This window comes from Galbitalea soli, from assembly GCF_010686725.1.
Lineage (GTDB): Bacteria > Actinomycetota > Actinomycetes > Actinomycetales > Microbacteriaceae > Galbitalea > Galbitalea soli.
In genome coordinates, this window is sequence record NZ_JAAGWZ010000002.1 from 619,847 (window position 1) to 644,554 (window position 24,708).

24 protein-coding genes are annotated in these 24,708 nt (G+C 70.7%); 19 read left to right on the forward strand and 5 right to left on the reverse strand.

Translation table 11 applies throughout. From position 1 onward, the window contains the following. The first annotated feature begins 18 nt into the window (after positions 1-18). Genes G3T37_RS09065 through G3T37_RS15315 form a run of 3 tightly spaced genes read left to right on the forward strand, consistent with a single transcriptional unit; the run spans position 19 to position 4,737 of the window. Positions 19-1,656, forward strand: coding sequence for an amidohydrolase family protein (locus G3T37_RS09065; RefSeq protein ID WP_206673807.1), 1,638 nt, complete (start codon positions 19-21; stop codon positions 1,654-1,656). A gap of 28 nt (positions 1,657-1,684) precedes the next feature. Then, entirely contained in the window at positions 1,685-2,890 is a 1,206-nt protein-coding gene (locus G3T37_RS09070) for a metal-dependent hydrolase family protein (RefSeq protein WP_163473268.1), read from the forward strand. Next, positions 2,887-4,737, forward strand: a complete 1,851-nt coding sequence (locus G3T37_RS15315) for an adenine deaminase C-terminal domain-containing protein (RefSeq protein ID WP_163473269.1) — start codon at positions 2,887-2,889, stop codon at positions 4,735-4,737. Before G3T37_RS09070 ends, G3T37_RS15315 begins: the two co-directional genes overlap by 4 nt. 10 nt (positions 4,738-4,747) lie before the next feature. Here the strand turns inward: G3T37_RS15315 and G3T37_RS09080 are convergent, their stop codons facing one another. Then, a complete protein-coding gene (locus tag G3T37_RS09080) occupies positions 4,748-5,260 on the reverse strand; it encodes a CarD family transcriptional regulator (protein ID WP_163473271.1) in 513 nt (170 codons plus the stop codon). An 8-nt stretch (positions 5,261-5,268) separates the two neighbouring features. After that, positions 5,269-5,922 carry a TetR/AcrR family transcriptional regulator gene (locus G3T37_RS09085; RefSeq protein ID WP_163473273.1) on the reverse strand — a complete coding sequence of 218 codons (654 nt, stop codon included), beginning with the start codon at positions 5,920-5,922 and terminating at the stop codon, positions 5,269-5,271. 52 nt (positions 5,923-5,974) lie between these two features. Between G3T37_RS09085 and G3T37_RS09090 the strand changes: the two genes are divergently transcribed. The 8 genes from G3T37_RS09090 (at position 5,975) to G3T37_RS09125 (ending at position 14,604) form a co-directional block, all read left to right on the forward strand. Beyond that, positions 5,975-6,865: an SDR family oxidoreductase gene (locus tag G3T37_RS09090; protein ID WP_163473275.1), complete on the forward strand. Its 891-nt coding sequence runs from the start codon at positions 5,975-5,977 to the stop codon at positions 6,863-6,865. 196 nt (positions 6,866-7,061) lie between these two features. After that, on the forward strand, positions 7,062-8,084 hold the full coding sequence (locus G3T37_RS09095; RefSeq protein ID WP_174247757.1) for a TerC/Alx family metal homeostasis membrane protein: 1,023 nt from the start codon (positions 7,062-7,064) through the stop codon (positions 8,082-8,084). Positions 8,085-8,208: 124 nt separating this feature from the next. Beyond that, a complete protein-coding gene (leuC, locus tag G3T37_RS09100) occupies positions 8,209-9,762 on the forward strand; it encodes a 3-isopropylmalate dehydratase large subunit (RefSeq protein WP_241732287.1) in 1,554 nt (517 codons plus the stop codon). Further along, entirely contained in the window at positions 9,762-10,358 is a 597-nt protein-coding gene (leuD, locus tag G3T37_RS09105) for a 3-isopropylmalate dehydratase small subunit (protein WP_163473276.1), read from the forward strand. The genes leuC and leuD overlap by 1 nt, the downstream gene beginning before the upstream one ends. Continuing rightward, entirely contained in the window at positions 10,359-11,726 is a 1,368-nt protein-coding gene (gene murA / locus G3T37_RS09110) for a UDP-N-acetylglucosamine 1-carboxyvinyltransferase (RefSeq protein ID WP_163473277.1), read from the forward strand. Positions 11,727-11,733: 7 nt separating this feature from the next. Next, entirely contained in the window at positions 11,734-12,510 is a 777-nt protein-coding gene (locus tag G3T37_RS09115) for a lysophospholipid acyltransferase family protein (RefSeq protein ID WP_422110976.1), read from the forward strand. Beyond that, a complete protein-coding gene (locus tag G3T37_RS09120; RefSeq protein WP_163473281.1) occupies positions 12,507-13,511 on the forward strand; it encodes an NAD(P)H-dependent glycerol-3-phosphate dehydrogenase in 1,005 nt (334 codons plus the stop codon). The genes G3T37_RS09115 and G3T37_RS09120 overlap by 4 nt, the downstream gene beginning before the upstream one ends. 1 nt (position 13,512) lies before the next feature. After that, positions 13,513-14,604 carry a D-alanine--D-alanine ligase gene (locus G3T37_RS09125; RefSeq protein WP_163473282.1) on the forward strand — a complete coding sequence of 364 codons (1,092 nt, stop codon included), beginning with the start codon at positions 13,513-13,515 and terminating at the stop codon, positions 14,602-14,604. 90 nt (positions 14,605-14,694) lie between these two features. Here G3T37_RS09125 and G3T37_RS09130 read toward each other — a convergent pair whose 3' ends face one another. Continuing rightward, complete coding sequence (locus tag G3T37_RS09130; RefSeq protein WP_241732288.1) at positions 14,695-15,309, reverse strand: DUF3515 family protein; 615 nt, start codon at positions 15,307-15,309, stop codon at positions 14,695-14,697. Here G3T37_RS09130 and thiL point away from each other — a divergent pair. Together thiL and G3T37_RS09140 are read left to right on the forward strand one after the other, a co-directional pair. After that, entirely contained in the window at positions 15,308-16,282 is a 975-nt protein-coding gene (gene thiL / locus G3T37_RS09135) for a thiamine-phosphate kinase (RefSeq protein ID WP_163473284.1), read from the forward strand. The genes G3T37_RS09130 and thiL overlap by 2 nt on opposite strands. Next, complete coding sequence (locus tag G3T37_RS09140) at positions 16,279-16,554, forward strand: ArsR/SmtB family transcription factor (protein ID WP_163473285.1); 276 nt, start codon at positions 16,279-16,281, stop codon at positions 16,552-16,554. Before thiL ends, G3T37_RS09140 begins: the two co-directional genes overlap by 4 nt. Here the strand turns inward: G3T37_RS09140 and rsmD are convergent. Next, positions 16,491-17,099, reverse strand: coding sequence for a 16S rRNA (guanine(966)-N(2))-methyltransferase RsmD (rsmD, locus tag G3T37_RS09145; protein ID WP_163473287.1), 609 nt, complete (start codon positions 17,097-17,099; stop codon positions 16,491-16,493). The genes G3T37_RS09140 and rsmD overlap by 64 nt on opposite strands. Positions 17,100-17,150: 51 nt before the next feature. On the opposite strand from rsmD, the gene G3T37_RS09150 reads away from it, so the two are divergent. The 5 genes from G3T37_RS09150 (at position 17,151) to cofC (ending at position 22,433) form a co-directional block, all read left to right on the forward strand. Next, positions 17,151-19,328 (forward strand): DEAD/DEAH box helicase, encoded by a 2,178-nt coding sequence (locus G3T37_RS09150; protein WP_163473289.1) that lies wholly within the window; start codon positions 17,151-17,153, stop codon positions 19,326-19,328. A 51-nt stretch (positions 19,329-19,379) separates the two neighbouring features. Next, positions 19,380-19,859, forward strand: coding sequence for a pantetheine-phosphate adenylyltransferase (gene coaD, locus G3T37_RS09155; RefSeq protein WP_163473291.1), 480 nt, complete (start codon positions 19,380-19,382; stop codon positions 19,857-19,859). 65 nt (positions 19,860-19,924) lie between these two features. Then, on the forward strand, positions 19,925-20,926 hold the full coding sequence (locus tag G3T37_RS09160) for a TIGR03557 family F420-dependent LLM class oxidoreductase (RefSeq protein WP_163473292.1): 1,002 nt from the start codon (positions 19,925-19,927) through the stop codon (positions 20,924-20,926). 5 nt (positions 20,927-20,931) lie between these two features. Then, entirely contained in the window at positions 20,932-21,780 is an 849-nt protein-coding gene (locus G3T37_RS09165; RefSeq protein WP_338401226.1) for a coenzyme F420-0:L-glutamate ligase, read from the forward strand. After that, positions 21,777-22,433, forward strand: coding sequence for a 2-phospho-L-lactate guanylyltransferase (gene cofC, locus G3T37_RS09170; RefSeq protein ID WP_206673808.1), 657 nt, complete (start codon positions 21,777-21,779; stop codon positions 22,431-22,433). Before G3T37_RS09165 ends, cofC begins: the two co-directional genes overlap by 4 nt. A gap of 126 nt (positions 22,434-22,559) precedes the next feature. On the opposite strand, the gene G3T37_RS09175 is transcribed toward cofC, so the two are convergent. Further along, positions 22,560-23,072 carry a hypothetical protein gene (locus tag G3T37_RS09175; protein WP_163473294.1) on the reverse strand — a complete coding sequence of 171 codons (513 nt, stop codon included), beginning with the start codon at positions 23,070-23,072 and terminating at the stop codon, positions 22,560-22,562. A 226-nt stretch (positions 23,073-23,298) separates the two neighbouring features. Between G3T37_RS09175 and G3T37_RS09180 the strand changes: the two genes are divergently transcribed. After that, positions 23,299-24,708: an HNH endonuclease signature motif containing protein gene (locus tag G3T37_RS09180; RefSeq protein ID WP_163473296.1), complete on the forward strand. Its 1,410-nt coding sequence runs from the start codon at positions 23,299-23,301 to the stop codon at positions 24,706-24,708.

A 24,708-nucleotide genomic window follows, 5' to 3' on the forward strand; every position in this document is an offset into this window, starting at 1 on the left:
GCCCGGATGGGAAAGACAGTGACGGCAACCGCTCCCCGCTACGACGTCGTGCTGCGCGGCGGAACGGTGTTCGACGGGCTGGGGGCGCCGGGCATCCGTGCCGACCTCGCGATCTCCGGGGACCGAATCGCCGCCGTCGCACCCGTGCTCGACGCGCGGGGAGCGCTCGTCATCGACGTCACTGGACTCGCGGTCGCCCCGGGGTTCATCGATCCGCACACGCACTCCGACGTCGTGCCGTTCATGGCCGAGCCGCAGCCCTTCAAGCTTTATCAGGGCGTGACCACCGAGATCGTGGGCAACTGCGGCAATTCGGCGGCGCCGCTCGTCGACGAGACGACGGTCGAGCTCCACCGCCCCATCTCGTCGACCGTCAAGGCGGGGGTCGAGTCGCATCCGCGGAGCTTTGCGGGCTACCTCGACGAGGTCGAGGCGGCCGGACCGACCAACAACATCGCCTCCCTCGTCGGCCACCACACCCTCCGGATGAGCGCCAACGGCATGGCCGTCTCGCTCGCGGACGGGGCGGCCGAGCGGATGGCCGCCCTCGCCGACGACGCCTTCGCGGCGGGAGCGATCGGGTTCTCGACCGGGCTCATCTACGCTCCGGGCTCCTACGGCGATGTCGACGAGGTGAGCGCCATCGCCCGGGTCGCCTCGCGCTGGCAGCGCCCGTACACCACCCATATGCGAGATGAGGGCGATCGTCTCGCGGAGGGGCTCGCCGAGGCGATCGAGGTTGCGCGGCGCGCGCGCGTGCGGCTGCAGATCTCGCACTGCAAGGTCGCCGGCCGCGCGAACCACGGTCGCGCCCGCGTGCTGCTCGACGCGCTGCGCGCCGCCCGCGCCGAGGGAATCGAGGCCTACGGCGATCAGTACCCGTACACGACGGGGGAGACCTTCCTCGCGGCGCTGCTGCCGAGCGCGGTGCAGGAGGGCGGCCCCGACCGGATGCTCGCCCGCCTCGCCGACGCGGCGGAGCGCTCGCACTGGCTCGCCGTCGCCACCTCGGGTCGGGTCCCCGCCGAGGGCGGGTCGCCGGGATCCTGGCACCAGACGACTCCGGCCGGCGTGATGATCAGCATGCACTCCGACCCCGGGGTGCAGGGCCGCACCCTCGCCGAGGTCGCGGAGCGACGAGAGCTGAGCGAGTGGGACACCCTCTGCGCGGTCGTGACGGAGGACCCGTCCTCGATGATGGTCTACGAACTCATGGCGCAGTCCGACGTGGAGCAGATCCTCGCCGACCCGCTCATCATGATCGGCTCCGACAACTCGATTCCCGTGGGCCTCGCCCACCAGCGCGCCTGGGGCTGCTTCCCGACCGTGCTCGGGCGCTACGCGCGCGACCTCGGGGTGATCACCCTCGAGGAGGGCATTCGCAAGATGACCTCCGCGACCGCGGCCCAGTTCGGGCTCGTCGACCGCGGCGTGCTGCTGCCGGGCGCGATCGCCGACATCGTGGTGTTCGATCCCGCCCGCATCGGTCACGAGGCGGGCTCGCCCCACACCCCGTTCGCGCGGCCCGACGGCGTACGCGACGTCTTCCTCGCGGGCGAGCGCGTGGTGGAGGATGCCCGGTTCACGGGGAGGCGCGTCGGGAGGGTCATCCGCGCCGGCCACCCCGAGCGCCCCGCGATCCGCTCCGCCCACTGACCACGACCCCGACACCGCGAAGGACGCCATGACAGACACGATCACTGGAATCAGCACGTGGGACGGCGAGCGCTCGCTCGGCGCCGTGACGATCGGCTGGTCGGGCGACCGCATCGAGTCGGTCACCGCCGCGACCGACGCGCTTCCCGGCTACTCGCTCATCCCTGGGCTCGTCGACACGCACGTGCATCTCGACACGAGCGTGCTCGACGGACGCGGCCCCGGCGACGCCTGGCCGCTCGTCACACCCGACGCCGAGAAGGCGATGCACGTCGCCGCCCACGCCCAGCGCTTCGCCGCCCACGGGGTCACCACCCTGCGCGACCTCGCTGCGACGCCCGTGCAGATGGCGGTGGGTCGCGCCTTCGATCAGGGCGTGCTGCAGGGTCCGCGCCTGCTGAGCGACGGCCCGGTGGGGATGACCGCCGGCCACGGCGACCTCTTCACCCCGCCGCGCTTCCGCGACCGCCCGCCCGTCGCCGACTCACCCGACGAGTGCCGCCGGCTCGTGCGCCAGTGGGCCCGCGAGGGCGCCCACGGCATCAAGATCTACACGAGCGGCGGCATCTTCTCGATGGGCGACAGGGTGGGCTGGCGCAACCAGACCCGTGCGGAGCTCGAGGCGACGGTCGATGAAGCTCACGCCCTCGGAATGCTCGTGGCCGCGCACTCGCACACGGCGGAGGGGATCGACATCGCCCTCGCGGTCGGCGCCGACTCGATCGAGCACGCGACCGGCGTGCTGCCCGAGCAGTTCGACCGGCTCGTGGCCGCGAACATCCCGGTGTCGCCGACGCTCATCATCAACGACGTGGTCGCGGCGGGACTCGAGGGCGTTCGCGAGGACGCGACCGCGAAGGCCCGCGAGGTCGTCGGCGGACGCGACCCGGCGTTCCTCGCGGCGGGGCGCGCGGGGGTGCGGTTTGTGCTCGGCACCGACGCGAACGGTCGCTTCGTGCGGCACGGCGAGCAGCTGCGGGAGGTGCGGATGATGGCGGCGGCGTTCGACTGGACGGCAGAGCGGGCCCTCATCGCCGCCACCTCCGACGCGGCCGACAGCATCGGGCTCGGGGCGACCGTGGGGCGCATCACGGTCGGCCTCGGCGCCGACTTCGTGATCGTGCGCGGTCGGCCGTGGGAGGACATCGCCGATCTGGCGGTCGAGAACATCCAGGCGGTCGTGAGCCGGGGTCGCCTGATCGCGGGCTCCCTGCCCGTCGGCGGCGCGGCGTGACCGCGCTCCGGCCGGAGTTACTGCCGACGCTCGACGAACTCGGCCGGCTGCGCGCGGTCGCCGCGGGCCGCGAGCCCGCCGATCTGATCGTGCGCGGCGGCAACGTTCTGCACGTGCAGACGGGCGAGTTCCTGCCGCGCGACGTCGTCATCGCGGGGCGCCACATCGCCGCGGTGACCCCCGTCGGGCGGCTCGAGGCCACCACGGTCGTCGAGGCAGCGGGCCGCAGCGTCGTGCCCACCTTCATCGACGCGCACCTGCACATCGAGTACACGATGCTGACCCCGGGCGAGCTGGCCCGGCTGAGCATCCCCCGCGGAACGACCACCGTGCTCACCGACGCCGACTGCCTCGCCAACGTCTCGGGGATGCGCGGCATCGAGTACATGGGCCAGACCGGCACCCCGCTGCGCATCTTCGACCAGGTGACTCCGCAGACGCCGATCAGCCGCACGCTGGAGCGAGGCGGAGCCGTCATCGACGACGCCGAGGTGCTCGCCACGCTCGCGGAGCCCACGACCGTGACACTCGGGGAGTCCAACCCTTTTGACTACTCGCGCGAGGCCGACAATCGCTTCCGCACGGCGCTCGTGAACGGCAAGCGCATCACCGGGCACACCGCGCGCCAGTTCGACGAGTCGCTCTGGGGCTACCTCGCGGCCGGTATCTCCGACGACCACAACGCCGCGACCGCCGCGGAGGCGATGGAGCGGGTGCGACTCGGAGCGATGATCACGATCATGTCGAGCTCCATGAACGACAACATCGGGCCGATCCTCGGCGAGCTGGAGGCGGTGCGCGCGGGACTCGGGCACATGTGCTTCTGCGCCGACGACAAGCACGCCCTCGACCTCGCCGGCGAGGGCCACATCGACCACAGCGTTCGCGCGGCCATCGCGGTCGGGGTCGAGCCGGCGCAGGCCTACCGCATGGCCAGCTGGCAGCCGGCCGCCTACTACCGCCTCGACCACCTCATCGGATCGATCGCGCCGGGGCGCCTCGCCGACCTGCAGCTGATCCCCGACCTCGCGGAGGTGCGCCCCGACCTCGTGATCGTCGGCGGGCAGGTGGTCGCTCGCGACGGGCGGGCCGATTTCGAGAACCACGACCCGGTGCCCGAGTGGACCCGGGACACCCTCGTGGTCGCCGACGACATCGATCCCGACGCGCTCCGCGTCGCAGGCACCGGGGAGGTCGAGCGGGTGCAGGCCGTCGAGATGTACGACGGCTACTTCAAGCGCGGCTTCCACATCGACCTGCCGGTGCGCGATGGCGCAGTGCAACTCGACCTCGGCAACGACGTGCTGAAGATGGCGGTGATCGACCGGCACTGGGGCGACGGGATGTGCGGGGTCGGCTTCGTGCGGGGCTTCGGGCTGACCCGCGGAGCGATCGCCGCCAGCACCAACTGCACCAACATGAACATCGTGGCGGTTGGCTGCAGTGACGAGGAGATCGCGGCAGCCGTGCGCGCGCTCCGCGAGAGAGGCGGGGGATTCGTCGCGGTGGAGGGCGACACCGTCCTCGCCGCCGTGCCGCTCCCGGTGGGCGGTCTCATGAGCGATGAGCCGTGGGAGTCCACGGCGGCGCGCCTCGCCGACGCGCACGCCGCGGTCGCAGAGCTCGGCTGCACCATTCGCTCGCCGTTCATGATCCTGTCGTTCGCCGCCTTCATCGGGGTGCCCGACTTCGGGGTGAGCGAGCGGGGGTTCGTCGACGTTGCGGCGCAGGAGTTCGCGCCGCTGGTCATCCCGCAGGAGACGGACGGGCGCTTCGCCTGCCGGTGCGTGACGCACGACCACGCCGTGCACCGCCTCGCCGACCGGATCGAGTCCGAGCGGCGATAAGCGGCGGCGACTACGCGACGGGGGTCGGCGCTCCGGCGGGCATCTCGCTCAGCACCTCGCCGAGGAGCACGGAGGCCTCCTCGTCGGTGAGCGACTGGGCGAGCGCGAGTTCGGAGACGAGGATCTGACGCGCCTTCTCGAGCATGCGCTTCTCACCCGCCGAGACGCCCTTGTCCTGGTCACGGCGCCAGAGATCGCGCACGACCTCGCTGACCCGGTAGACGCTTCCGCTGGCCATCTTCTCCTGGTTGGCCTTGTAGCGACGCGACCAGTTGCCGGGCTCCTCGACGAAGCCGTTCTGCAGCACCTCGTAGACGGCCTTCACCCCGGCCTCGTCGATGACGTCGCGCACGCCGACCAGGTCGACGTTGTCGACGGGCAGCTGGATGGTGAGCTCGCTGGTGTGCACGTTGAGCGTCATGATCTTCTTCTCGACGCCCTTGATGGTGCGGGTGTCGATGCTGGTGATCGTGACCGCGCCGTGGTGCGGGTAGACGAGCGTCTCGCCGATTTCAAGCTTCATCGTGTGCCTCAGTTCTTCTGGTGGGAGGGTGGTCTGGTGGATGCCCGAGCGTCGGTCAACCACGCGGGCAGCAGCGCTACCAGCTGGTCGACGAGCTCGTCGTCGGAGGCATCGAGGGTGCCGCGCATCCAGGTACCGATCACGGTCAGCGCACCTCCCGCGATGTAGGTGGTGACGATGTCGGCGTCGACGCCGTCGGGAACTGTGGAGAGCACCATCACGGTCTCCAGCAGTCGCTTCGCGTAGGCCTCGACGATGCCGTCGTAGGCGCTGCGCGTCTCCGGCAGGCTGAGCACCGTGGAGTAGAGCGGGAAGTGCTCGACCATGTGCGCAATGAGGCGGGTGTACCCGATGCGCGCGGCCTCGACACCGGTGAGCGAGTCCTCGCTGTCGAGATCGACGCCCGCGAGACCGATCGCGGCGAACTCCTCGCGGATGAACTGCGTGGCCAACTCGTCGAGGCTCGCGAAGTGGGCGTAGAAGGAGGAGCGGCTGACGCCCGCGATGTTCACGATGTCGGTGACCGTGAACCCCTCGTTGCGCTTGGACGCGACGGTGAGGGTGGCGATCGTGCGGACCGCCGCGAAGATCTCCTGTCGGGTCTTCTCGGCCCGGGGATCTGAGGAGGCTTTCGTCGCTCCGCGACCGATTGCCTCATCCATTCCGACAAGTTTACCACTTCTCGGACACCTGTCGGAGAAGTACGCTCGCAGCATGACTCAGACCCCGGCCGACACGATCGCGCTCACCGGAACCACGGGCGCGCTGGGCGGCGCTGTGCTCGCGCAGCTCCCCGGCAGGCACGTACTGATCGGACGGGACGCCCGCGCGCTCGCGCCGGGACACGAGCACCGTGCGGCCGGCTATGGCGACGAAGCGGCGATGACGGCGACACTCGACGGCGTCGGCACCCTGTTCTTCGTGTCGGGGCGGGAGAGCGCGACCCGGCTGGAGGAGCACCGCACGGTCGTGCGCGCCGCGGCGACCGCCGGGGTGCGGCGCATCGTCTACATCTCCTTCCTGGGCGCGACGGCGACGAGCACCTTCACCCTCGGTCGCCAGCACTTCTTCACCGAGCGGGCCATCCGCGACACGGGTCTGGCCTTCACCTTCCTCCGCGACAGCCTGTACCAGGACTTCCTCCCGTTCATGGCGGGCGACGACGGGGTCATCCGGGGTCCGGCGGGAGACGGGGTGCTGGGCGCGGTCGCGCGCGCCGACATCGCGGAGGTCGCGGCGACGGTCCTGCGGGCGGCGCGGGGCGCCGAGCCGGGGGCCTCGCCCCACGACGGAGCGAGCTACGACCTCACCGGGCCCGAGGCGATCAGCATGGCGACGGTCGCGGAGCTGCTGACCACTGCATCCGGTCGCCCCGTCGGTTACGTCGATGAGACGGAGGAGGAGGCCTACGCGTCGCGCGCGCGATTCGGGGCGCCCGCGTTCGAGGTGGAGGGCTGGGTCACCTCCTACCAGGCCATCGCCAACGGCGAGCTCGCCGAGGTGAGCCCGGATGTCCAGCGCCTGCTGGGCCGCCCGCCCACGTCGTTCGCCCACTTCCTCCGCACCCACCCCGAGAGCTACGCGCACCTCCAGCCCCGGGTGTGACCGCCGAGTACCGGCCGGCACCCGCTAGGCTGGGAGTACGCGAAGGGGAGTATCCCAATCACGTCGTGATCGTCATCACGAGTCCCGCCGTCGGGACTCCGGGCACGGCGGCATCGCGGGCAGAGATCGCGAGGGCGAGCGCATCAGCGCCGCCTCGGTCGAAGCCCCGGTGCGGGAGAGACTTTCGGGTCGACTCATGCCGTCCCGCACCCCGAAGGAAGCCCTCGTGGAAGCTGTCATCCCCGTCTGGTTCGAAACCGGAGCCACCATCGTCATGGTGCTCGTCATCGCCGCCGACCTCGTTCTCGCCTATCGGCGGCCGCACATCCCGTCACCGCGGGAGTCGGGCCTGTGGGTGGGCCTCTACGTCGCACTCGCCCTCGTGTTCGCGGCGCTGCTGTGGGCCATCGGCGACGCGAGTCACGCCGGTGAGTTCATCGCCGGGTGGTTGACCGAGTACAGCCTCAGCATCGACAACCTCTTCGTCTTCGTCATCATCATGGCGCGCTTCTCGGTGCCACGTGAGCTGCAGCAGGAGGTGCTGATGGTGGGCATCATCATCGCGCTCGTGCTGCGAGGGCTGTTCATCCTGCTCGGTGCCGCCCTCATCGCCAACTTCGCCTGGATCTTCTACCTGTTCGGCGCGTTCCTGCTCTACACCGCGGTGCACCAGGCGCTCACGAGTCACCGCGAGATGGAGGAGTCGGAGAGCGCGGTGATCCGGCTGCTGCGCCGCCGCATCCACATCACCGACCAGTTCGACGGGGTCAGACTGCGCACGACGGTGAACGGCAAGCGGGCCTTCACCCCCGCGATCGTCGTCTTCATCGCCCTCGGCACGACCGACCTGCTCTTCGCGCTCGACTCGATCCCCGCGATCTTCGGCATCACGCAGAACCCGTTCCTCGTGTTCGCCGCCAACGTCTTCGCGCTCATGGGCCTGCGCCAGCTCTTCTTCCTGCTCGGCGCCCTCATCGACAAGCTCGCCTACCTCAGTTACGGCATCGCGGCCGTGCTGCTCTTCATCGGGATAAAGCTCATCGCGCACGCTCTGCACACCAACGAGGTGCCGTTCATCAACGGGGGAGAGCACGTCGAGTGGGCGCCCGAGATCGGCACCGTCGAGTCGCTCGCCGTCATCATCGTCTCGATGGGGGTGGCCACGGGGGCGAGCCTCATCAAGCTGCGCCGCGACCGCATCCGTGCGAGTGACGGGTGATAGCCTCCTTAGATGCAGTTCGACCGGCTTCTTCTTCGTCGCCGCGACGAGTCCTGATCACCGGCCTCACTCGTCGCGGGGTTCCGTCGCCACCTGACCGAAGATCTCGAAGAAAGACCGCAGCATGACAATCGACACCTCCGAGCGCACCCCGCGCACCCTGGCCGAGAAGGTCTGGGATGACCACCTGGTCGTGAAGGGCGAGGGCTCGTCGCCCGACCTCATCTACATCGACCTCCACCTCGTTCACGAGGTGACGAGCCCGCAGGCCTTCGACGGCCTCCGCCTCGCCGGCCGCCCGGTGCGCCGCCCCGACCTCACGATCGCGACCGAGGACCACAACACCCCGACCCTCGCGATCGACAAGCCGATCGCCGACCTGACGAGCCGCACCCAGATCGAGACGCTGCGTCGCAACGCGGCCGAGTTCGGCATCCGCCTCCACTCCCTCGGCGATATCGAGCAGGGCATCGTGCACGTGGTCGGCCCTCAGCTGGGTCTCACCATGCCCGGCATCACCGTGGTGTGCGGCGACTCGCACACCTCGACGCACGGCGCCTTCGGCGCGATGGCCTTCGGCATCGGCACGAGCGAGGTCGAGCACGTGCTCGCCACCCAGACCCTGCCGCTCACCCCCTTCAAGACGATGGCGATCACGGTGGAGGGGGAACTGCGCCCCGGCGTGACGGCGAAGGACATCATCCTCGCGGTCATCGCCAAGATCGGCACCGGCGGCGGCCAGGGCTACGTGCTGGAGTACCGCGGCAGCGCGATCCGCTCGCTGTCGATGGACGGCCGCATGACGATCTGCAACATGTCGATCGAGGCGGGCGCGCGCGCCGGCATGGTCGCCCCGGACCAGGTCACCTACGACTACCTGAAGGGTCGCGCCCACGCGCCCGAGGGTGCCGACTGGGATGCCGCCGTCGCCTACTGGGAGACGCTGAAGACCGACGACGACGCCGTCTTCGACGCCGAGGTGTTCCTCGACGCGAACGAGCTCGAACCCTTCGTCACCTGGGGCACCAACCCGGGTCAGGGCGTCTCCCTCTCGCAGACGGTGCCCGACCCGTCCATCATCATCGACGCGAACGAGCGGGCCTCCGCCGAGCGCGCGCTCGAGTACATGGATCTCACCGCCGGCACCCCCATGAAAGACATCCGGGTCGACGCCGTCTTCATGGGCTCCTGCACGAACAGCCGGATCGAAGACCTGCGTGCCTTCGCCTCCATCATCAAGGGCCAGAAGAAGGCTGACGGCGTGCGCGTCATGGTCGTTCCGGGCTCCGCGCGGGTCCGCATCGAGGCGGAGGCCGAGGGCATCGACAAGATCGTCGAGGAGTTCGGCGCCGAGTGGCGCTTCGCGGGCTGCTCGATGTGCCTCGGGATGAACCCCGATCAGCTCGCGCCCGGCGAGCGCTGCGCATCCACCAGCAACCGCAACTTCGAGGGCCGCCAGGGCAAGGGCGGGCGCACCCACCTCGTGTCCCCGCTCGTCGCCGCCGCCACCGCCATCCGGGGCACGCTCGCGAGCCCGTGGGACCTGGGGATGACCCTCCCCGAGATCGAGCACGGCGACTACGCCACCGCAGCCGCCGCCGGCACCCCGGCCACGCGGGGCGGGCGCGTCGCCGACCTCGACGCCGACTTCACCGCGAGCGCCGAGGAGGCCAACTGATGGAGAAGATCACCGTCGTCACCGGCCCGGCCGTGCCGCTGCCGCGCGCGAACGTCGACACCGACCAGATCATCCCCGCCGTCTTCCTCAAGCGGGTCACCAAGACGGGCTTCGACGACGCCCTGTTCTACGCCTGGCGGCAGGACCCGGACTTCGTCATCAACCGTCCCGAGTACGCCCACGGCGGAGTGCTCATCGCGGGCCCCGACTTCGGCACCGGTTCGAGCCGCGAGCACGCCGTCTGGGCGCTCCGCGACTTCGGTTTCTCCGCCGTGCTGAGCCCCCGGTTCGGCGACATCTTCCGCGGCAACGCCGGCAAGCAGGGTCTGCTCGCCGGTCAGATCAGCGAAGCGGATGCTGAGAAGATCTGGGCTCTGGCCGAGGCCACCCCGGGCATCCCGATCTCGGTGGATCTCGTGGCCACGGTGGCCACGATCGGTGAGTTGAGCGTTCCTTTCGTGATCGATGATTACACTAGGTGGCGCCTGCTCGAAGGCCTGGATGACATCGGGCTGACCCTGCGCGATGAGGCGCGAATTACTGAGTTCGAAGCCCGCCGGGAGTCCTGGCGGCCCAAGACATTGCCGGTGAAATAGATGAATTCGCTCCTCAAAGACGCCCAGAAGGCAGGCGAGAGGGTCGGCTTGAAGTCGGACAAGATCGTCATCAACGGCGGTAAGCCGCTGCGCGGGCGCATCGAGGTGCGCGGTGCCAAGAACCTCGCGACCAAGGCGATGGTGGCGGCCCTCCTCGGCGAGACGCCGAGCCTCCTCAAAGACGTTCCCGACATCAGCGATGTCGGCGTGGTCACGGGCATGCTGAACGCCTACGGCGTCTCGGTCACGCAGGTGGCGCCGGGCGAGCTCATGCTCGACCCCAGCAATGTCTTGAAGGCGCACTTCGCCGAGATCGACGCGCTCGCCGGGTCGAGTCGCATCCCGATCCTGTTCTGCGGACCGCTGCTGCACCGGCTGGGTGAGGCGCTCATCCCCGACCTGGGCGGCTGCCGCATCGGCGACCGGCCGATCGACTTCCACCTCGATGCGCTGCGCGCCTTCGGCGCCATCGTCGACAAGAGCTACGAGGGAATCCGCCTCACCGCTCCGAACGGCCTCAAGGGCGCCGAGATCCACCTGCCGTACCCGAGCGTGGGAGCGACCGAGCAGGTGCTCCTCACCGCGGTGCGCGCCGAGGGCGTCACCGAGCTCAAGAACGCAGCCATCGAGCCCGAGATCATGGATCTCATCGCGATCCTGCAGAAGATGGGCGCGATCATCAACGTCGAGCCCAACCGGGTGATCTTCATCGAGGGCGTCGACGAGCTCCGCGGCTACACGCATCGCGCGCTCTTCGATCGCAACGAGGCGGCGAGCTGGGCCTCCGCCGCACTCGCCACCGAGGGCGACATCTTCGTGGGGGGAGCCAAGCAGCAGGAGCTGATGACGTTCCTCAACATCTTCCGCAAGGTCGGCGGCGCCTTCGATATCCACGAGGACGGCATCCGCTTCTACCACCCCGGTGGCGCGCTGAAGCCGGTCGTCGTCGAGACGGATGTGCACCCCGGCTTCATGACCGACTGGCAGCAGCCGCTCATCGTGGCGCTGACCAAGGCCGAGGGCGTGTCGATCGTGCACGAGACCGTGTACGAGAACCGCTTCGGCTTCACCGACGCGCTCATCGAGATGGGCGCCGACATCGTCGTGCACAAGGACGGCCTGTACGGGCTCACCCGTCGCGTTCCGCAGCGCCCGCTCGAGCAGGCGGCCGTGATCACCGGTCCCACGCCGCTGCACGGCGCCGACATCCGTGTGCCCGATCTTCGGGGCGGCTTCAGCCACCTCATCGCGGCGCTCACGGCGGAGGGGCAGTCCACCATTAGCAACGTCGGCATCATCAGCCGCGGCTACGAGCACTTCATCGACAAGCTGGATGCCCTCGGCGCCGATTTCATCTACGAGGGGTAGCCGCGAGGTGCCCGCCTCGACGCCCGCGGCAGCCCCCGCCGACCCCGATCGGATCCGCAGCGAGAAGACCCCGGCCTTCCGGGTGCTCGCGGCGCTCATCCTGCCGTTCATGTACGCCATCTCGCGCTACGAGTTCCACCACCCCGAGAAGCTTCCGCGCCAGGGCGCATTCGTGCTCGCCCCGAACCACTTCAGCAACATCGACCCGATCGTCGTGGGCATCGGCATGTGGAAGCTGGGACGCGCCCCGCGCTACTTCGCGAAGGCGTCCCTGTTCCGGGTGCCCGTGCTCGGCTACTTCATGCGGCGCACCGGCCAGGTCCCCGTGCAGCGCAGCGGGGCGGGTCGCGCGGGCGGTGACCCGATCCAGGCGGGCCGGATGATCGCCGAGCACGGCCTCGGGGTCATCGTGTACCCCGAGGGCACGCTCACCCGTGACCCGAACCTGTGGCCGATGCGCGGCAAGACGGGCGCGGTGCGGACGGCGCTCGAGGCCGGCGTGCCGGTCATCCCGTGCGCCCACTGGGGCACGCAGGCGATCATGCCGCGGTACGGCAAGGGCATCAGCGTCTTCCCGCGGCACACTGTGCAGCTCAGCTACGGCGACCCGGTCGATCTCGACGAGTTCAGGGGTCGACCGCTCGACTCCGCGATGCTCGCCGCAGCGACGGAGCGGGTCATGGATGCGATCACCCGGCTGGTCGAGGAACTGCGCGGCGAGAAGGCCCCCGCCGAGCGCTGGGATCCCGCCAAGCATCACCAGTCCGAGACGGGCCGCTTTTGAGCGGGCAGCGCGTCGCGGTGCTCGGCGCGGGTTCGTGGGGCACCACCTTCGCGAAGATCCTCGCCGACGGCGGAGCCGACGTCGCCGTCTGGGCGCGTCGTCCCGAGCTCGCGCGGGAGATCCGGGAGTCCAAGCGCAACAGCGACTACCTGCCCGGCATCAACCTGCCGCGGTCGCTCTGGGCGAGCTCGCGTCTTGACGAGGTGCTCGAGGGCCGCGAGCAGGTCTACGTCTCGGTGCCCAGCCAGTCGCTGCGCGAGAACCTGGCGGCCGTGCGCGCCCTGCTCCCCGACGACGCGGTCGTCGTGAGCCTCATGAAGGGCGTGGAGAAGGGCACCCGCTTCCGTATGAGCGAGGTGCTCGAGCAGGAGCTCGGCGTCGGCCCCGAGCGGATCGCCGTCGCCTCCGGACCCAACCTCGCGCTCGAGATCGCGCGCGAGCAACCGACCGCCGCCGTCATCGCCTCCGAGAACCACGACACCGCCACCCGGGTCGCGCTCGTCGCGACGAATCCGTACTTCCGCTCCTTCGTCAACACCGACGTCATCGGCACCGAGTTCGGCGGCGTGCTCAAGAACCTCATCGCGGTGGCGATCGGCATCGTCGACGGTGTCGGCTACGGCGAGAACACGAAGGCGTCGATCATCACGCGCGGTCTCGCCGAGATGACCGACTTCGCCGTAGCCTTCGGCGCGCAGGCCGACACCCTACGGGGCCTCGCCGGCCTCGGCGACCTCATCGCCACCTGCGGCTCCTCGCTGTCGCGCAACAACACCGCGGGTCGCCTGCTCGGTCAGGGCTACAGCTTCTCCGAGGTGATCAAGCAGATGAACCAGACCGCCGAGGGACTCTCATCGGTCGCGCCGGTGCTCGAACTCGCGCTGGAGCGCGGCGTCGAAATGCCGATCGTCAGCCAGGTCGCCGAGGTGCTGGCCGGTACGCTGGCTCCGCGGGACATCGCGCCCCACCTCACCACCGATCCGATGCCCCAGGGAGAATGACGTGCCCGTCCTGACAGTCGCCCTCCTCTTCGGCGGCCGGTCCTCGGAGCACACGATCAGCTGTGCGACCGCGGGCGGAGTCCTCTCGGCGATCGACCGCGACAAGTACCGGGTGATCCCGATCGGCATCACCCGCGACGGGGCGTTCACCCTCGAGGAGGACCGCGCCGAGAAGTTCACGCTCAACCCCGCGGCGATGCCCGAGGTGGGCGACAACGGCACGCGCATCCTCTGGCCGGAGTCGACCGCGTCGCGCGAGCTGCGCGTCGTCGACCCCGACGGCGGGATCCGCTCGCTCGGCGAGGTCGATGTGGTCTTTCCCATCCTGCACGGCGCGTGGGGTGAGGACGGCACGCTGCAGGGCATGCTCGAGCTCATCGGTCTGCCCTACGTGGGCGACGGCGTGCTCGCCTCGGCCGTCGCCATGGACAAGCACTTTGCCAAGGTCGTCTTCGCGCAGGCCGGAATTCCCGTGGCGCCCGGCGTCACGGTGACGGCGCGAGGCTGGGCATCCGACCCGGAGGCGGCCGGCGCCGCGATCGACGCGCTCGGCTGGCCCGTCTTCGTGAAGCCCGCCCGCGCGGGGTCGAGCGTCGGGGTGACCCGGGCCGAGTCGCCCGCCGAACTCCCGGCCGCCATGGCCACCGCCCTCGCCGAGGATTCGAAGGTGCTGGTGGAGGCCGCGATGGTCGGTCGTGAGATCGAGTGCGGCGTGCTGGGCGGTCGCGACGGCGGCGCCCCGCGGGTGTCGCTCGCCGGCGAGATCGTGGTCACCGGTCGCGGCTTCTACGACTTCGACGCGAAGTATCTGGATGCTCCCGGCATCGATCTCGTCTGCCCCACCGAGCTCACCGCCGAGCAGTACGCGAGCCTCGCCGACTACGCGGCGCGCGCCTTCGAGGCGGTCGGCGGCTCCGGGCTCGCGCGAGCCGACTTCTTCCTCACCGAGCAGGGCTTCGTCATCAACGAGCTCAACACGATGCCCGGTTTCACGCCCATCTCGATGTTTCCCAAGTGCTGGCTGGCCTCGGGGCTCAGCTATCCCGAACTCATCGACGAGCTGATCCAGCTGGGTCTCGAAGCCGTTCGCTGATCGCGCCGGGCGCGCGGGCCGTGGTTTCGAAGCCGGGGGCAGAGTGCGCCGGGCGCGGCGCTCGGCCGAGAAGCCGCGCGCTGATCGGGTTCAGCGGGACGGGCTGGGCGTGGGGGTCGGCGTGGCCGTCGCCGAGGGGTCGACCGGCTCCCCGTTCTGGTACTGCTCCGACGGCCCGATGCACTTGTGCTTCTGCGGGATCTCGCCCATCGCGTTGCTGAGATCGGTGAGCACCGCTTGCCCGCTCACGGTCGCGCCCGAGAGTTTCGACGAGCCGATGATGATGACCTGCACCGCGGGATTCCGGCCGTAGCTCGTGAACACGAAATCGGGCTCCTGGCTCGGATCGCTCAGCCAGTCCACCCCGTTCACCGTCACGCACTCGAGCGTGGAGGTCGGCCCTGGCACGGCGACTCCGCAGCGCAGCAGCACCTCGGCCGGATCGCCCCAGGCCCCCGTGCCCTGCGCGTTCGTCTCGCGCGAGGGCAGGCCCGCGACGGTGTCCGGCAGCTGAGTGACGAGGGATGCACAGGCGACGGCGGTCGCGTGCGCCGCCGGTTCGAGCGCCACAGTGGGGGTGCAGGCGGTGAGGGTGGCCGCGAGCGCGGCGGCCAGCGCGGTCATCCGTAGCGTCGCTCTCATCGCCCTCAGGGTATCGCGGAGCGGGCCGCCGAAGATGGGCGCGCGCTGTACCGTGGATGCCATGGAGCTCGCCGACACCCTCGCCTCGATCGGGGAGTCGGCGACCCTCGGCCGCATCTTCCCGCGGCTTCCGGCCGCCGCGGCCCAGCTGCTCGGCCCCGGAGACGACGCCGCCGTCATTGCCGCCCCGGACGGGCGCTTCGTCGTGACGACCGACATGATGATCCACGGTCCCGACTTCCGTCTGGCCTGGTCGACGGGGCACGATCTGGGCTGGAAGGCGGCCGCCACGAACCTGGCCGACGTCGCCGCCATGGGTGCCGTGCCGACCGCCCTCGTGGTCGCCATCGCCGCCCCCGCCCACACCGAGGTGGCGTTTCTGGAGGCCATCGCCGACGGCCTGCGCGAGGGCTGCGCGGCCATGGCCCCGGGGTGCGGCGTCGTCGGTGGCGACCTCTCGGTCTCCGCGACGCTGACCATCGCCGTCACCGCCTTCGGCGATCTGGAGGGCCGCGCCCCCGTCACCCGCGCGGGCGCCCGGCCGGGCGACGTCGTCGCCGTCTCCGGCCCGCTCGGGGCCTCCGCGACGGCGCTCGCGCTGCTCTTCGCCGAGGGCGTGCACGAGGGCGAACCCCACCGCGAGACCACCGACCGGCTTCGGGCCCGAGAGGGCGCGGCGCTCGCGGCGCAGCTCGCCCCCACCCCGCCCATCGCCGACGGCCCCCGGGCGGCGCTCGCCGGTGCCACCGCCATGATCGACCTGAGCGACGGTCTCGCCCTCGACGCGCGCCGGGTGGCCGCGGCGAGCGGCGTCGCGATCGACCTCGACACCGCGAGCGCGGGGTCGCGGGAGGCCCTGGTGGGTGGCGAAGACCACTCCCTGCTCGCGACCTTCCCGGCGGGAACGCGGCTGCCGGGCGGGTTCCGGGCGATCGGGGTGGTGCGCGAGGGCTCCGGGGTGCTCGTGGGAGGGCATCTCTTCGACGCGCTCGGCGGCTGGGACCCGTACCTCGCGTGGGACGGGCAGCGCGGATGAGCCCGGGACGCCTCGCGAACCCCGACCTCTTCGCGGCGATCGGGGATGCGCGGCGGCGCGCCATCCTCGAGCTCCTGTCGCGCGGCGAATGCTCGGTCGGCAGGATCGCGACGGAGATGGGGATCGCGCAGCCCTCGGTGACGCAGCATCTCGCCGTGCTGCGGGAGGTCGGCCTGGTCGCCGCCGAGAAGCGGGGGACCAGCTCGATCTACCGACTCGTGCCGGGACCGCTCGAGGCGGTCGTCTCCTGGATCGGCACGCTCAGCCAATAGAGCGCGGTGTCGCCGTAGTCTTTGCGGCGGTCGAGCTGGAGCCCCTCGGGGAGTGGCGGCTCGGGATCCCGGGCGCTGCGCTCCACCACGACCACCGCGTCGGGCGAGAGGCGCGGCACGAGGCCCTCGAGGCCGCGGCCGAGTTCGGGGCCGCCCAGCTCGTACGGAGGGTCGACGAAGACGATGTCCCAGAACTGGCGCGCCCCGGTCAGGAACGAGAGCACCGGCGAGGCGCTGACCTCGATCGCGGGCACGGCACCGCGCGGGGCCGCCTTCGCGATGTGCGCGGCGTTGCGGCGGCAGGCGCTCGCCGCGGCCGCCGAGGAGTCGACGAGCGTCACCGCGGTGGCCCCGCGCGACGCGGCCTCGAGCCCCAGCGCGCCCGACCCGGCATAGAGGTCGAGCACCCGCGCGCCGTCGAGAAGACCGCGCGAGTCGAGCGCCGAGAAGATCGCCTCGCGCACGCGGTCGCTCGTGGGCCGGGTGCCGGAGGGCGGCACCGTGAGCGTGAGGGAACCGGCGAAGCCGGCGATGATGCGCGTCATGTCGCGACAACGTTAGCGTGCGCACCCCGCGCCCGCGGCTACCCTCGTAGGGTGACCTCCCCGCTCGACACCAAGCTGCAGACGGCGCTCGGCGGGCGAACGGCGGGTGCCCTGCAGAAGGGCCTCGGCCTCGTCACGGTCGGCGACCTGCTGAGCCACTACCCACGCCGGTACGCCAAGCGGGGGGAGCTCACCGCGCTCAGCGAACTGGAGCTGGACACGAACGTCACCATCGTCGCCGAGGTGTTGCAGGTGACGGAGCGCACGATGAAGGCGAAGCGCGGGTCGATCTTCGAGGCCCGGATCACCGATGGCAAGGGCATCCTGACCCTCACCTTCTTCAATCAGTCGTGGCGCAAGAACGAGCTGAAGCCGGGTGTTCGGGGGATCTTCGCCGGCAAGGTGGGCGACTATCGCGGAACCCGGCAACTGGCCCACCCCGAATACGAGCTCTTCGACGACGAGGTGGCCCTCGCCGACACCTCCGCGCGCAGCTGGATCGAGCAGCCGATCCCGATCTACCCGGCGACGTCGACGGTCGCCAGCTGGCAGATCGCCAAGTCGATCGAGATCGTGCTCGACACCCTGCCGCCGCTTGAGGATCCGGTGCCCGCCGAGGTGCGGCGCGAGCGTCAGCTGCTGCCCTACGCGCGCGCGATCGAGCTGATCCACCGCCCGCAGAAGGACTCCGACTGGGGCGCGGCGCGCGCCGCCCTGCGCTTTCAAGAGGCGTTCGTGCTGCAGTGCGCCCTGCTGCGCCAGCGGGCGGTCCTCCGCGAGGCGGCGGCGACCCCACGGGAGCCGGGCGCCCTCGCGCGCGAATTCGACGCGGCCATGCCGTTCACCCTCACCGGCGACCAGCGACTCGTGGGGGAGGAGGTCGCGCGCGACCTGGCGGGCCTCGCCCCGATGAACCGCCTCGTGCAGGGGGAGGTGGGCTCGGGCAAGACCCTCGTCGCGCTGCGCGCCATGCTCACCGTCGCCGACTCCGGCGGGCAGAGCGCGCTGCTCGCCCCCACCGAGGTTCTCGCGTCGCAGCACCTCCGCTCCATCGTCGCCACGCTCGGCCCCGACCTCGCGGCCCGGCTGCGCCCCACGCTGCTCACCGGTCAGCTTCCCGCCGCCGAGCGGAAGAAGGCGCTGCTAGCCGCCGTCTCGGGCAGCTCGCGCATCGTCGTCGGCACCCACGCGCTGCTGAGCGACAACGTGGGATTCTTCGATCTGGGCCTCGTCGTCGTCGACGAGCAGCACCGCTTCGGTGTCGACCAGCGCGAGGCGCTGAGGCAGAAGGGCGCGAAGCCTCCGCACGTCCTCGTCCTCACCGCGACCCCCATCCCGCGATCGGTCGCCATGACCGTGTTCGGCGACCTCGACGTCTCCACGATCAGCGAACTGCCGGCGGGGCGCGTGCCCATCCAGAGCTTCGTGGTGCCGCTCGCCGAGCGCCCCGGATGGGTGACGCGCATCTGGGAGCGTCTCGCCGAGGAGCTGGCTCAGGGGCACCAAGCCTTCGTGGTCTGCCCGGCGATCGACGCGACCGACGCCGTAGAGGACGCGGACCCCGCCGACGGCCCAGAGGATGACCGTCCCGGCACCCCCGCGACCCCCCGCCCGCGCCCCGCCACCGTCACGGAGGTCGCCGAGAGCCTCCGCCACAACCCGGTGCTCGCCTCCGCCCGGATCGCCATGCTCCACGGGCGCATGAGCGGCGAGGCCAAGGACGCGGTGATGCGCGCCTTCGCCGCCCGCGAGATCGACGTGCTCGTCGCGACCACCGTCATCGAGGTGGGCGTCGACGTTCCCAATGCCTCCGCGATGGTGATCCTCGATGCCGACCGGTTCGGGGTCTCCCAGCTGCACCAGCTGCGCGGGCGGGTCGGGCGGGGCGGGGTGCCCGGGCTGTGCCTCTTCGTGACGGGCGCCGAGCAGGGCAGCCTCGCGCGCGAGCGCGTCGAGGCGGTCGCGTCGACCCTCGACGGCTTCGAGCTGGCGCAGCGCGACCTCGAACTCCGCAAGGAGGGAGACGTGCTCGGCAGCGTGCAATCCGGTGGCCGCTCGAGCCTGCGGCTGCTGAGGGTGGCGACCGACGGCGACCTGATCCTCGACGCGCGGGAACTCGCGACCGGGGTGCTGGAGGGGGACCCGGCGTTGGTGGGGTATCCGGCCCTGCGCGACGCGCTCGCCCGCCGTCTCGACGAGTCGGAGGCGGCGTTCCTCGCCAAGAACTGACCCTCAGCGTAACGTCACGAAACGGTAACGTGCGCCCGATAGGGTGAACACATGAGCAGGATCGCCGTCGTTCCTGGGTCGTTCGACCCGGTCACCCTCGGGCACCTGGACGTCATCGAGCGGGCGGCGAACGTCTTCGATGAGATCCACGTGCTCGTCGTCCACAACCCGGGCAAGTCCGCCCTGCTGCCCATCGCGCAGCGGGTCACCCTGCTCGAGAAATCCATCGCGGATGCGGGGCTGAGGGGCCGGATCGTCGTCACGAGCTGGAGCGTGGGGCTCCTCGTGGACTACTGCACCGAGGTGGGGGCGACGGTCATCGTGAAGGGGATCCGCTCCCAGGTCGACCTCGCCTACGAGACCCCGATGGCTCTCGTCAACCGCAACCTCGCCGGGGTCGAGACGGTCTTCCTTCTTCCCGATCCCGCCCACGCGCACGTGTCGAGCTCGCTCGTGCGGCAGGTCGCCTCCCTCGGCGGCGATGTCTCGCCGTATGTGCCGCGCGTGGTCGCGGATTTCCTCCAGCAGTAACGGCGCCCGCCGGGACCTGCGACCGCGGTGATGGTCGGCAAATGTTCCGGTGGCAGGATGGGGTCATGAGTTCCCTCCAGGTCGGCTACGCCGCCATGCTCGAGCAGTTCCACCCCAGTGAGGCCGTCGCCCTCAGCGAGTACGCCGAGAGCCGGGGGTTCTCGGGGGTCATGGCCGCCGACCACTTCCAGCCCTGGGTGCCCCAGCAGGGGCAGTCGTCCTTCGTGTGGAACGTTCTCACCGCGATCGGCGAGCGCACGACGGGCGACATGGGCCCCGGCGTGACCGCCCCGACCTTCCGCTGGCACCCCGCGATGGTCGCGCAGGCCTCGGCCACGCTCGCGGCGATGTATCCCGGTCGCCACTGGCTCGGCCTCGGCTCGGGCGAGGCGCTGAACGAGCACATCGTCGGCGGATACTGGCCCGAGGCGCCGGAGCGCATCAACCGCATGTTCGAGGCGATCGACATCATCAACAAGCTCTTCACCGCCTCCCTCGCGGGCAAGGACGTGAAGCACTCCGGCCCGTTCTACAAGCTGGAGACCACGCGGCTGTGGACCATGCCCGAGACGCCGCCCGAGATCCTCGTGGCCACCGCGGGGCCGGTGACCGCCAAGCGCGCCGGCAAGACGGTCGACGGCCTCATCACGGTCGGCGCACCGCTCGAGAAGATCAGCGGACTGTTCGCGAAGTTCGACGAGGGCGCGCGCGAGGTGGGCAAAGACCCGTCGTCGATGCCCAAGGTGCTCCAGCTGCACCTGTCGTGGGCTCCGACCGACGAGGAGGCGCTGCGCAACGCCATGGTCGAGTGGCCGAACGGCGGCATGAAGTTCCCCAAGGGCGACATCCGATCGCCCTTCGAGCTCGAGCAGATGGCGAAGCTGGTGCGTCCCGAAGACTTCGAGGGCCGGATGATCATCGACTCCGATCCCGATGTGCACCGGGCGTACATCCAGAAATTCGTCGACCTCGGATTCGACCGCATCTACCTCCACAACGTGGGTCGCAACCAGCGCGAGTGGATCGACGTCTTCGGCCGCGACGTGCTGCCGAAGCTCGTGCGGTAGGCGCCGTGACGGCGGGCCACGCGCTGCAAGTCGTCGCGGTGGAGGGGATCGGCGAGATCGCGCCCGGGGACGACCTGGCGGTCATCCTGGGCGATGCTCTCGATGCCCACCGTCGCGACGGGTCTCTCGCCACCGGCGACATCCTCGCGGTGACCAGCAAGATCGTCTCCAAGGCGGAGGGTCGCATCGTGCGGGCGGATGACCGCGAGCAGGCCATCACCGACGAAACCGTTCGGGTCGTCGCCACCCGCGGGGCCACGCGCATCGTCGAGAACCGGCTCGGCATCGTCGGCGCGGCGGCTGGGGTGGACGCGTCGAACACCGCCGAGGGCACCGTGCTGCTGCTGCCCGTCGACCCCGACGCCTCGGCGAGCCGGCTGCGCCGCGCCCTCGAGGAGCGATTCGGGGTGCGCCTCGGCGTCGTCATCACCGACACGCTCGGTCGCACCTGGCGCGAAGGGCAGACCGACGTCACCATCGGCGCGAGTGGGGTGCGGGTGCTGGATGACCTGCGCGGCAGCACCGACGCGCAGGGTCGCGTGCTCGACGTGACCGTGCCGGCCGTCGGCGACGAGATCGCGGCCGCAGCCGATCTCGTCAAGGGCAAGAGCCTCGGGCGCCCGCTCGCCATCGTGCGCGGACTCGCCCACCTGCTCGACGACGATGCGCCCGGCGCGCGCGCGATGATCCGCTCCAGTGCTACCGACATGTTCCGGCTGGGCACCGACGAGGCGTGGGCGGAGGGGTTCGCGGCGGGGGTGGCGGCGTCCTCGGCGGCGGCCGCGCCTGCTTCGGCGGTGGGGTCCGGCTCCGCGGAGGCCCCCGTGCCCGGCGCGTCGCGGTCGGAGTCGTGAGCGTCGGAGGCGTGAGCGACGGTGGCGTGGGCGACAGAGGCGTGGGCGACGGCGGCGTCCGGCGCTGGACGGTGGTCATCCCGATCAAGGGAGGGTCCGGTGCGAAATCCCGGCTCGGCGGCTCACCCGCCCTCGCGCTCGCGATCGCGCTCGACACGGTCGCGGCGGCGGCACAGGTCGCCGAACTCGTCGTCGTCACGACTCCGGAGGTGGGCGAGCGGGCGCGCGGCGTCGCGCCGGCCGCGCGCCTGGTGACGGATCCGGGTGCGGGACTCACCGCGGCGATTGCTGCGGGGATCGCGGCGGCCCCCGCGCTTCGAGTGGCGGTGCTGCTCGGCGATCTGCCCGCGCTCCAGCCCGATGAACTTCGCGCCGCGCTCGACTTCGCGGAGCGACACCCGCGGGCGCTCGTCGCCGACGCGGACGGCGACGGCAGCGTGCTCATCACGGCGCTTGTCAGCGCGGATCATGCGCCGGCCTTCGGCGACGGCTCGCGCGGGCGACACCGGGCGGCGGGGTATGCGGAACTGCCGATCGACGCCGGTTCAGGGCTTCGTCGTGATGTCGATACGCCGGGTCAGCTTGCGGCGCTGGCTGCAGCGGGTCGCCTGGGGGCGCGAACGGCGGCCGAGCTGGGCGGGTCGGGCCGGTAGGAAGAGTGCTCTGTGCGGCGCGTGCGCGGGGCGGGGCTCCCGCCGGGGAGTGCGCAGCCGTGCACCGCGGTCCTCGCGTGCGCTGGTCTGGGCTCCCGTCAGCGGGTGCGCGCAGCCGTGCGTCGCTCAGCGCCTGCGCGTGAGGTGGATGAACGGAAGTTCTTGCCTCAGGCGCACGTAGGAGTTCAGGTACAGCGCCGCGATGAGGCCGTAGAACGCGAGGCTGATGGCCGCCGCCGCGAGCCCGCCGGCAACAGAATCGAGCGCGCGGAAGTCCGTGAACGCCGAGATCACGATTCCGACGATGCCGATCGCGAAGACGATGGCGGCGAGTACGCCGACCGCGCCGCTGAGCGTGGGTCGGGCGGTGAAGCGCCACCAGGGTCTGGGAGCCCGCGGCTCCTCGTTGGATCCGCGAAACACGCGCGCGCCGACGACGATGATCACGAGATCCTCGACGAGGCTGACCGCTGTGGAGAGCGTGTACGGCAGTGCTGAGAGGACGGCGAGATTGAGGAGCGACACGAGAAGGTACGCTCCGACCGCGTAGGCGACCTTCCAATACCAGCGACGGATCCGCCATCGTCGCGACGACGCTGTGGAGGGGCGGGAGTCGGGTGCGAGGGGAGGCGGGGGCACCCCTTGATCGTATTCGTGGTGCGGCTGGTCGGCCGCGCTGCCGGGCACCGTGCGTCTGCCGCCGTGGTGCCCGCTGACTGCCGCGCTGCCTGCCGCGCTGCCTCCCGCGCTGCCTCCCGCGCTGCCTCCCGCGCTGCCGGGGCACCCCCGCATCTGGGGCTCCGATTACATCAACAACTCGTCAATTCTTATTCGAACACACGTTCGAATCTGGGAGAATATCTGCATGTCCGATCTTCTGCAATGCATCGACACCGTGACCGCGCAGGTCCGCGCTCTCGCGGCCGATGCTGCGATCATCGCTGGCTTCGACGATGACGCGCTCGTCGAGTTGCAGCGGATGATCGGCCGACTCCAGCGCGCGATCGAGCCCCTCAGCGCGGCCGTCGCCACCCAATTCGTCGGGCGCTCCTCGCGCGAGTTCGGGCCGCGCGGGCTGTCGGCCCGGCACGGATTCCCAACCGTCGACGGATTCCTTCAGTCCCTCACGGGGGTCTCGAGTCGGGATGCTCGCGCGCTCGCGGCGGTGGGAACGCTGTTCAACGAGTCGAGACGCGAGCTCCGTCCCGGGGAGGAGGTCATCGAGCCGGCGGGCACCTGGCGCGCCGTCGCGGCACACGCGCACGGCGACGGTGTCCTCTCCCTTGACGGGGTGCACGCTGTCTCGAGAGTGTTCCGCGATCTCGACGAGACGATTCCCCCGGAGCGCCTCGCTACCGCGATGACGGCGCTGCTCGCCGATGCCCAGACGTCGTCGGTGGACGCTCTTGCGCGCACTGCGCGCGCCATGCGGGACGACCTCGACCTCGCGGGGGTCGCCGCGCGCGAGGGTGATCGCCGATCGTCACGCTACCTCCGCGTGCATCGTCTCCCCGAGGGGATCGTGACCGGCTCCTTCCGCCTCACCGATGACGACGGCTTACTGCTCTTGTCCATTCGCGATCTCGCGATCGGTCCGCGTCTCGGCACGCCGCGCTTCAGAAGCGAGGCGGATGAGACCCGCGTCAGTGCACTCATCGCCGACCCGCGAACGGACGGGCAGCTCCTTGCCGACACGTTCACGACCCTCCTGCGCACCGGAATCGACGCCGACTCCGACGGCATCTTCGGTGGGCACCGACCCGCGGTCCGCGTCGTCGTCACCGAGACTGCTCTCCAGAGCGGAGTCGGCGTCGGCCACTACGAAGACGGTGACGCCGCCATCAGCATCGAGACGGTTCGCCGTCACGTGTGTGAGACCGGTCTCAAAGGCCTCCTCTTCAGCGGAACGCGCGCGCTCGACGTTGGCCGAACCCGACGGCTCTTCACCGCCAGCCAACGAGACGCGCTCGCTGCACGTGACGGTGGGTGCCGGTATCCCGGCTGCGATCGCCCCGTCTCGTGGACGGAAGCACATCACATCAACGAATGGCACCGGCACCGCGGGCGAACCGATGCCGCCGACGGCATACTCCTGTGCCGTCGCCATCACGGCCTCATCCACGCCAACCACTGGCGCGTGCGGCGAATCGAAGATGACTACTGGCTCGACGCCGACCCCGCGCGCTCCGACACCGACGATTTCCCTGCCGACCCCGCCCGGGCGTCCCTCATCCCGATGCCCAGCCGAAGCCGTGTCCTGGCGGCCGCCGGATGA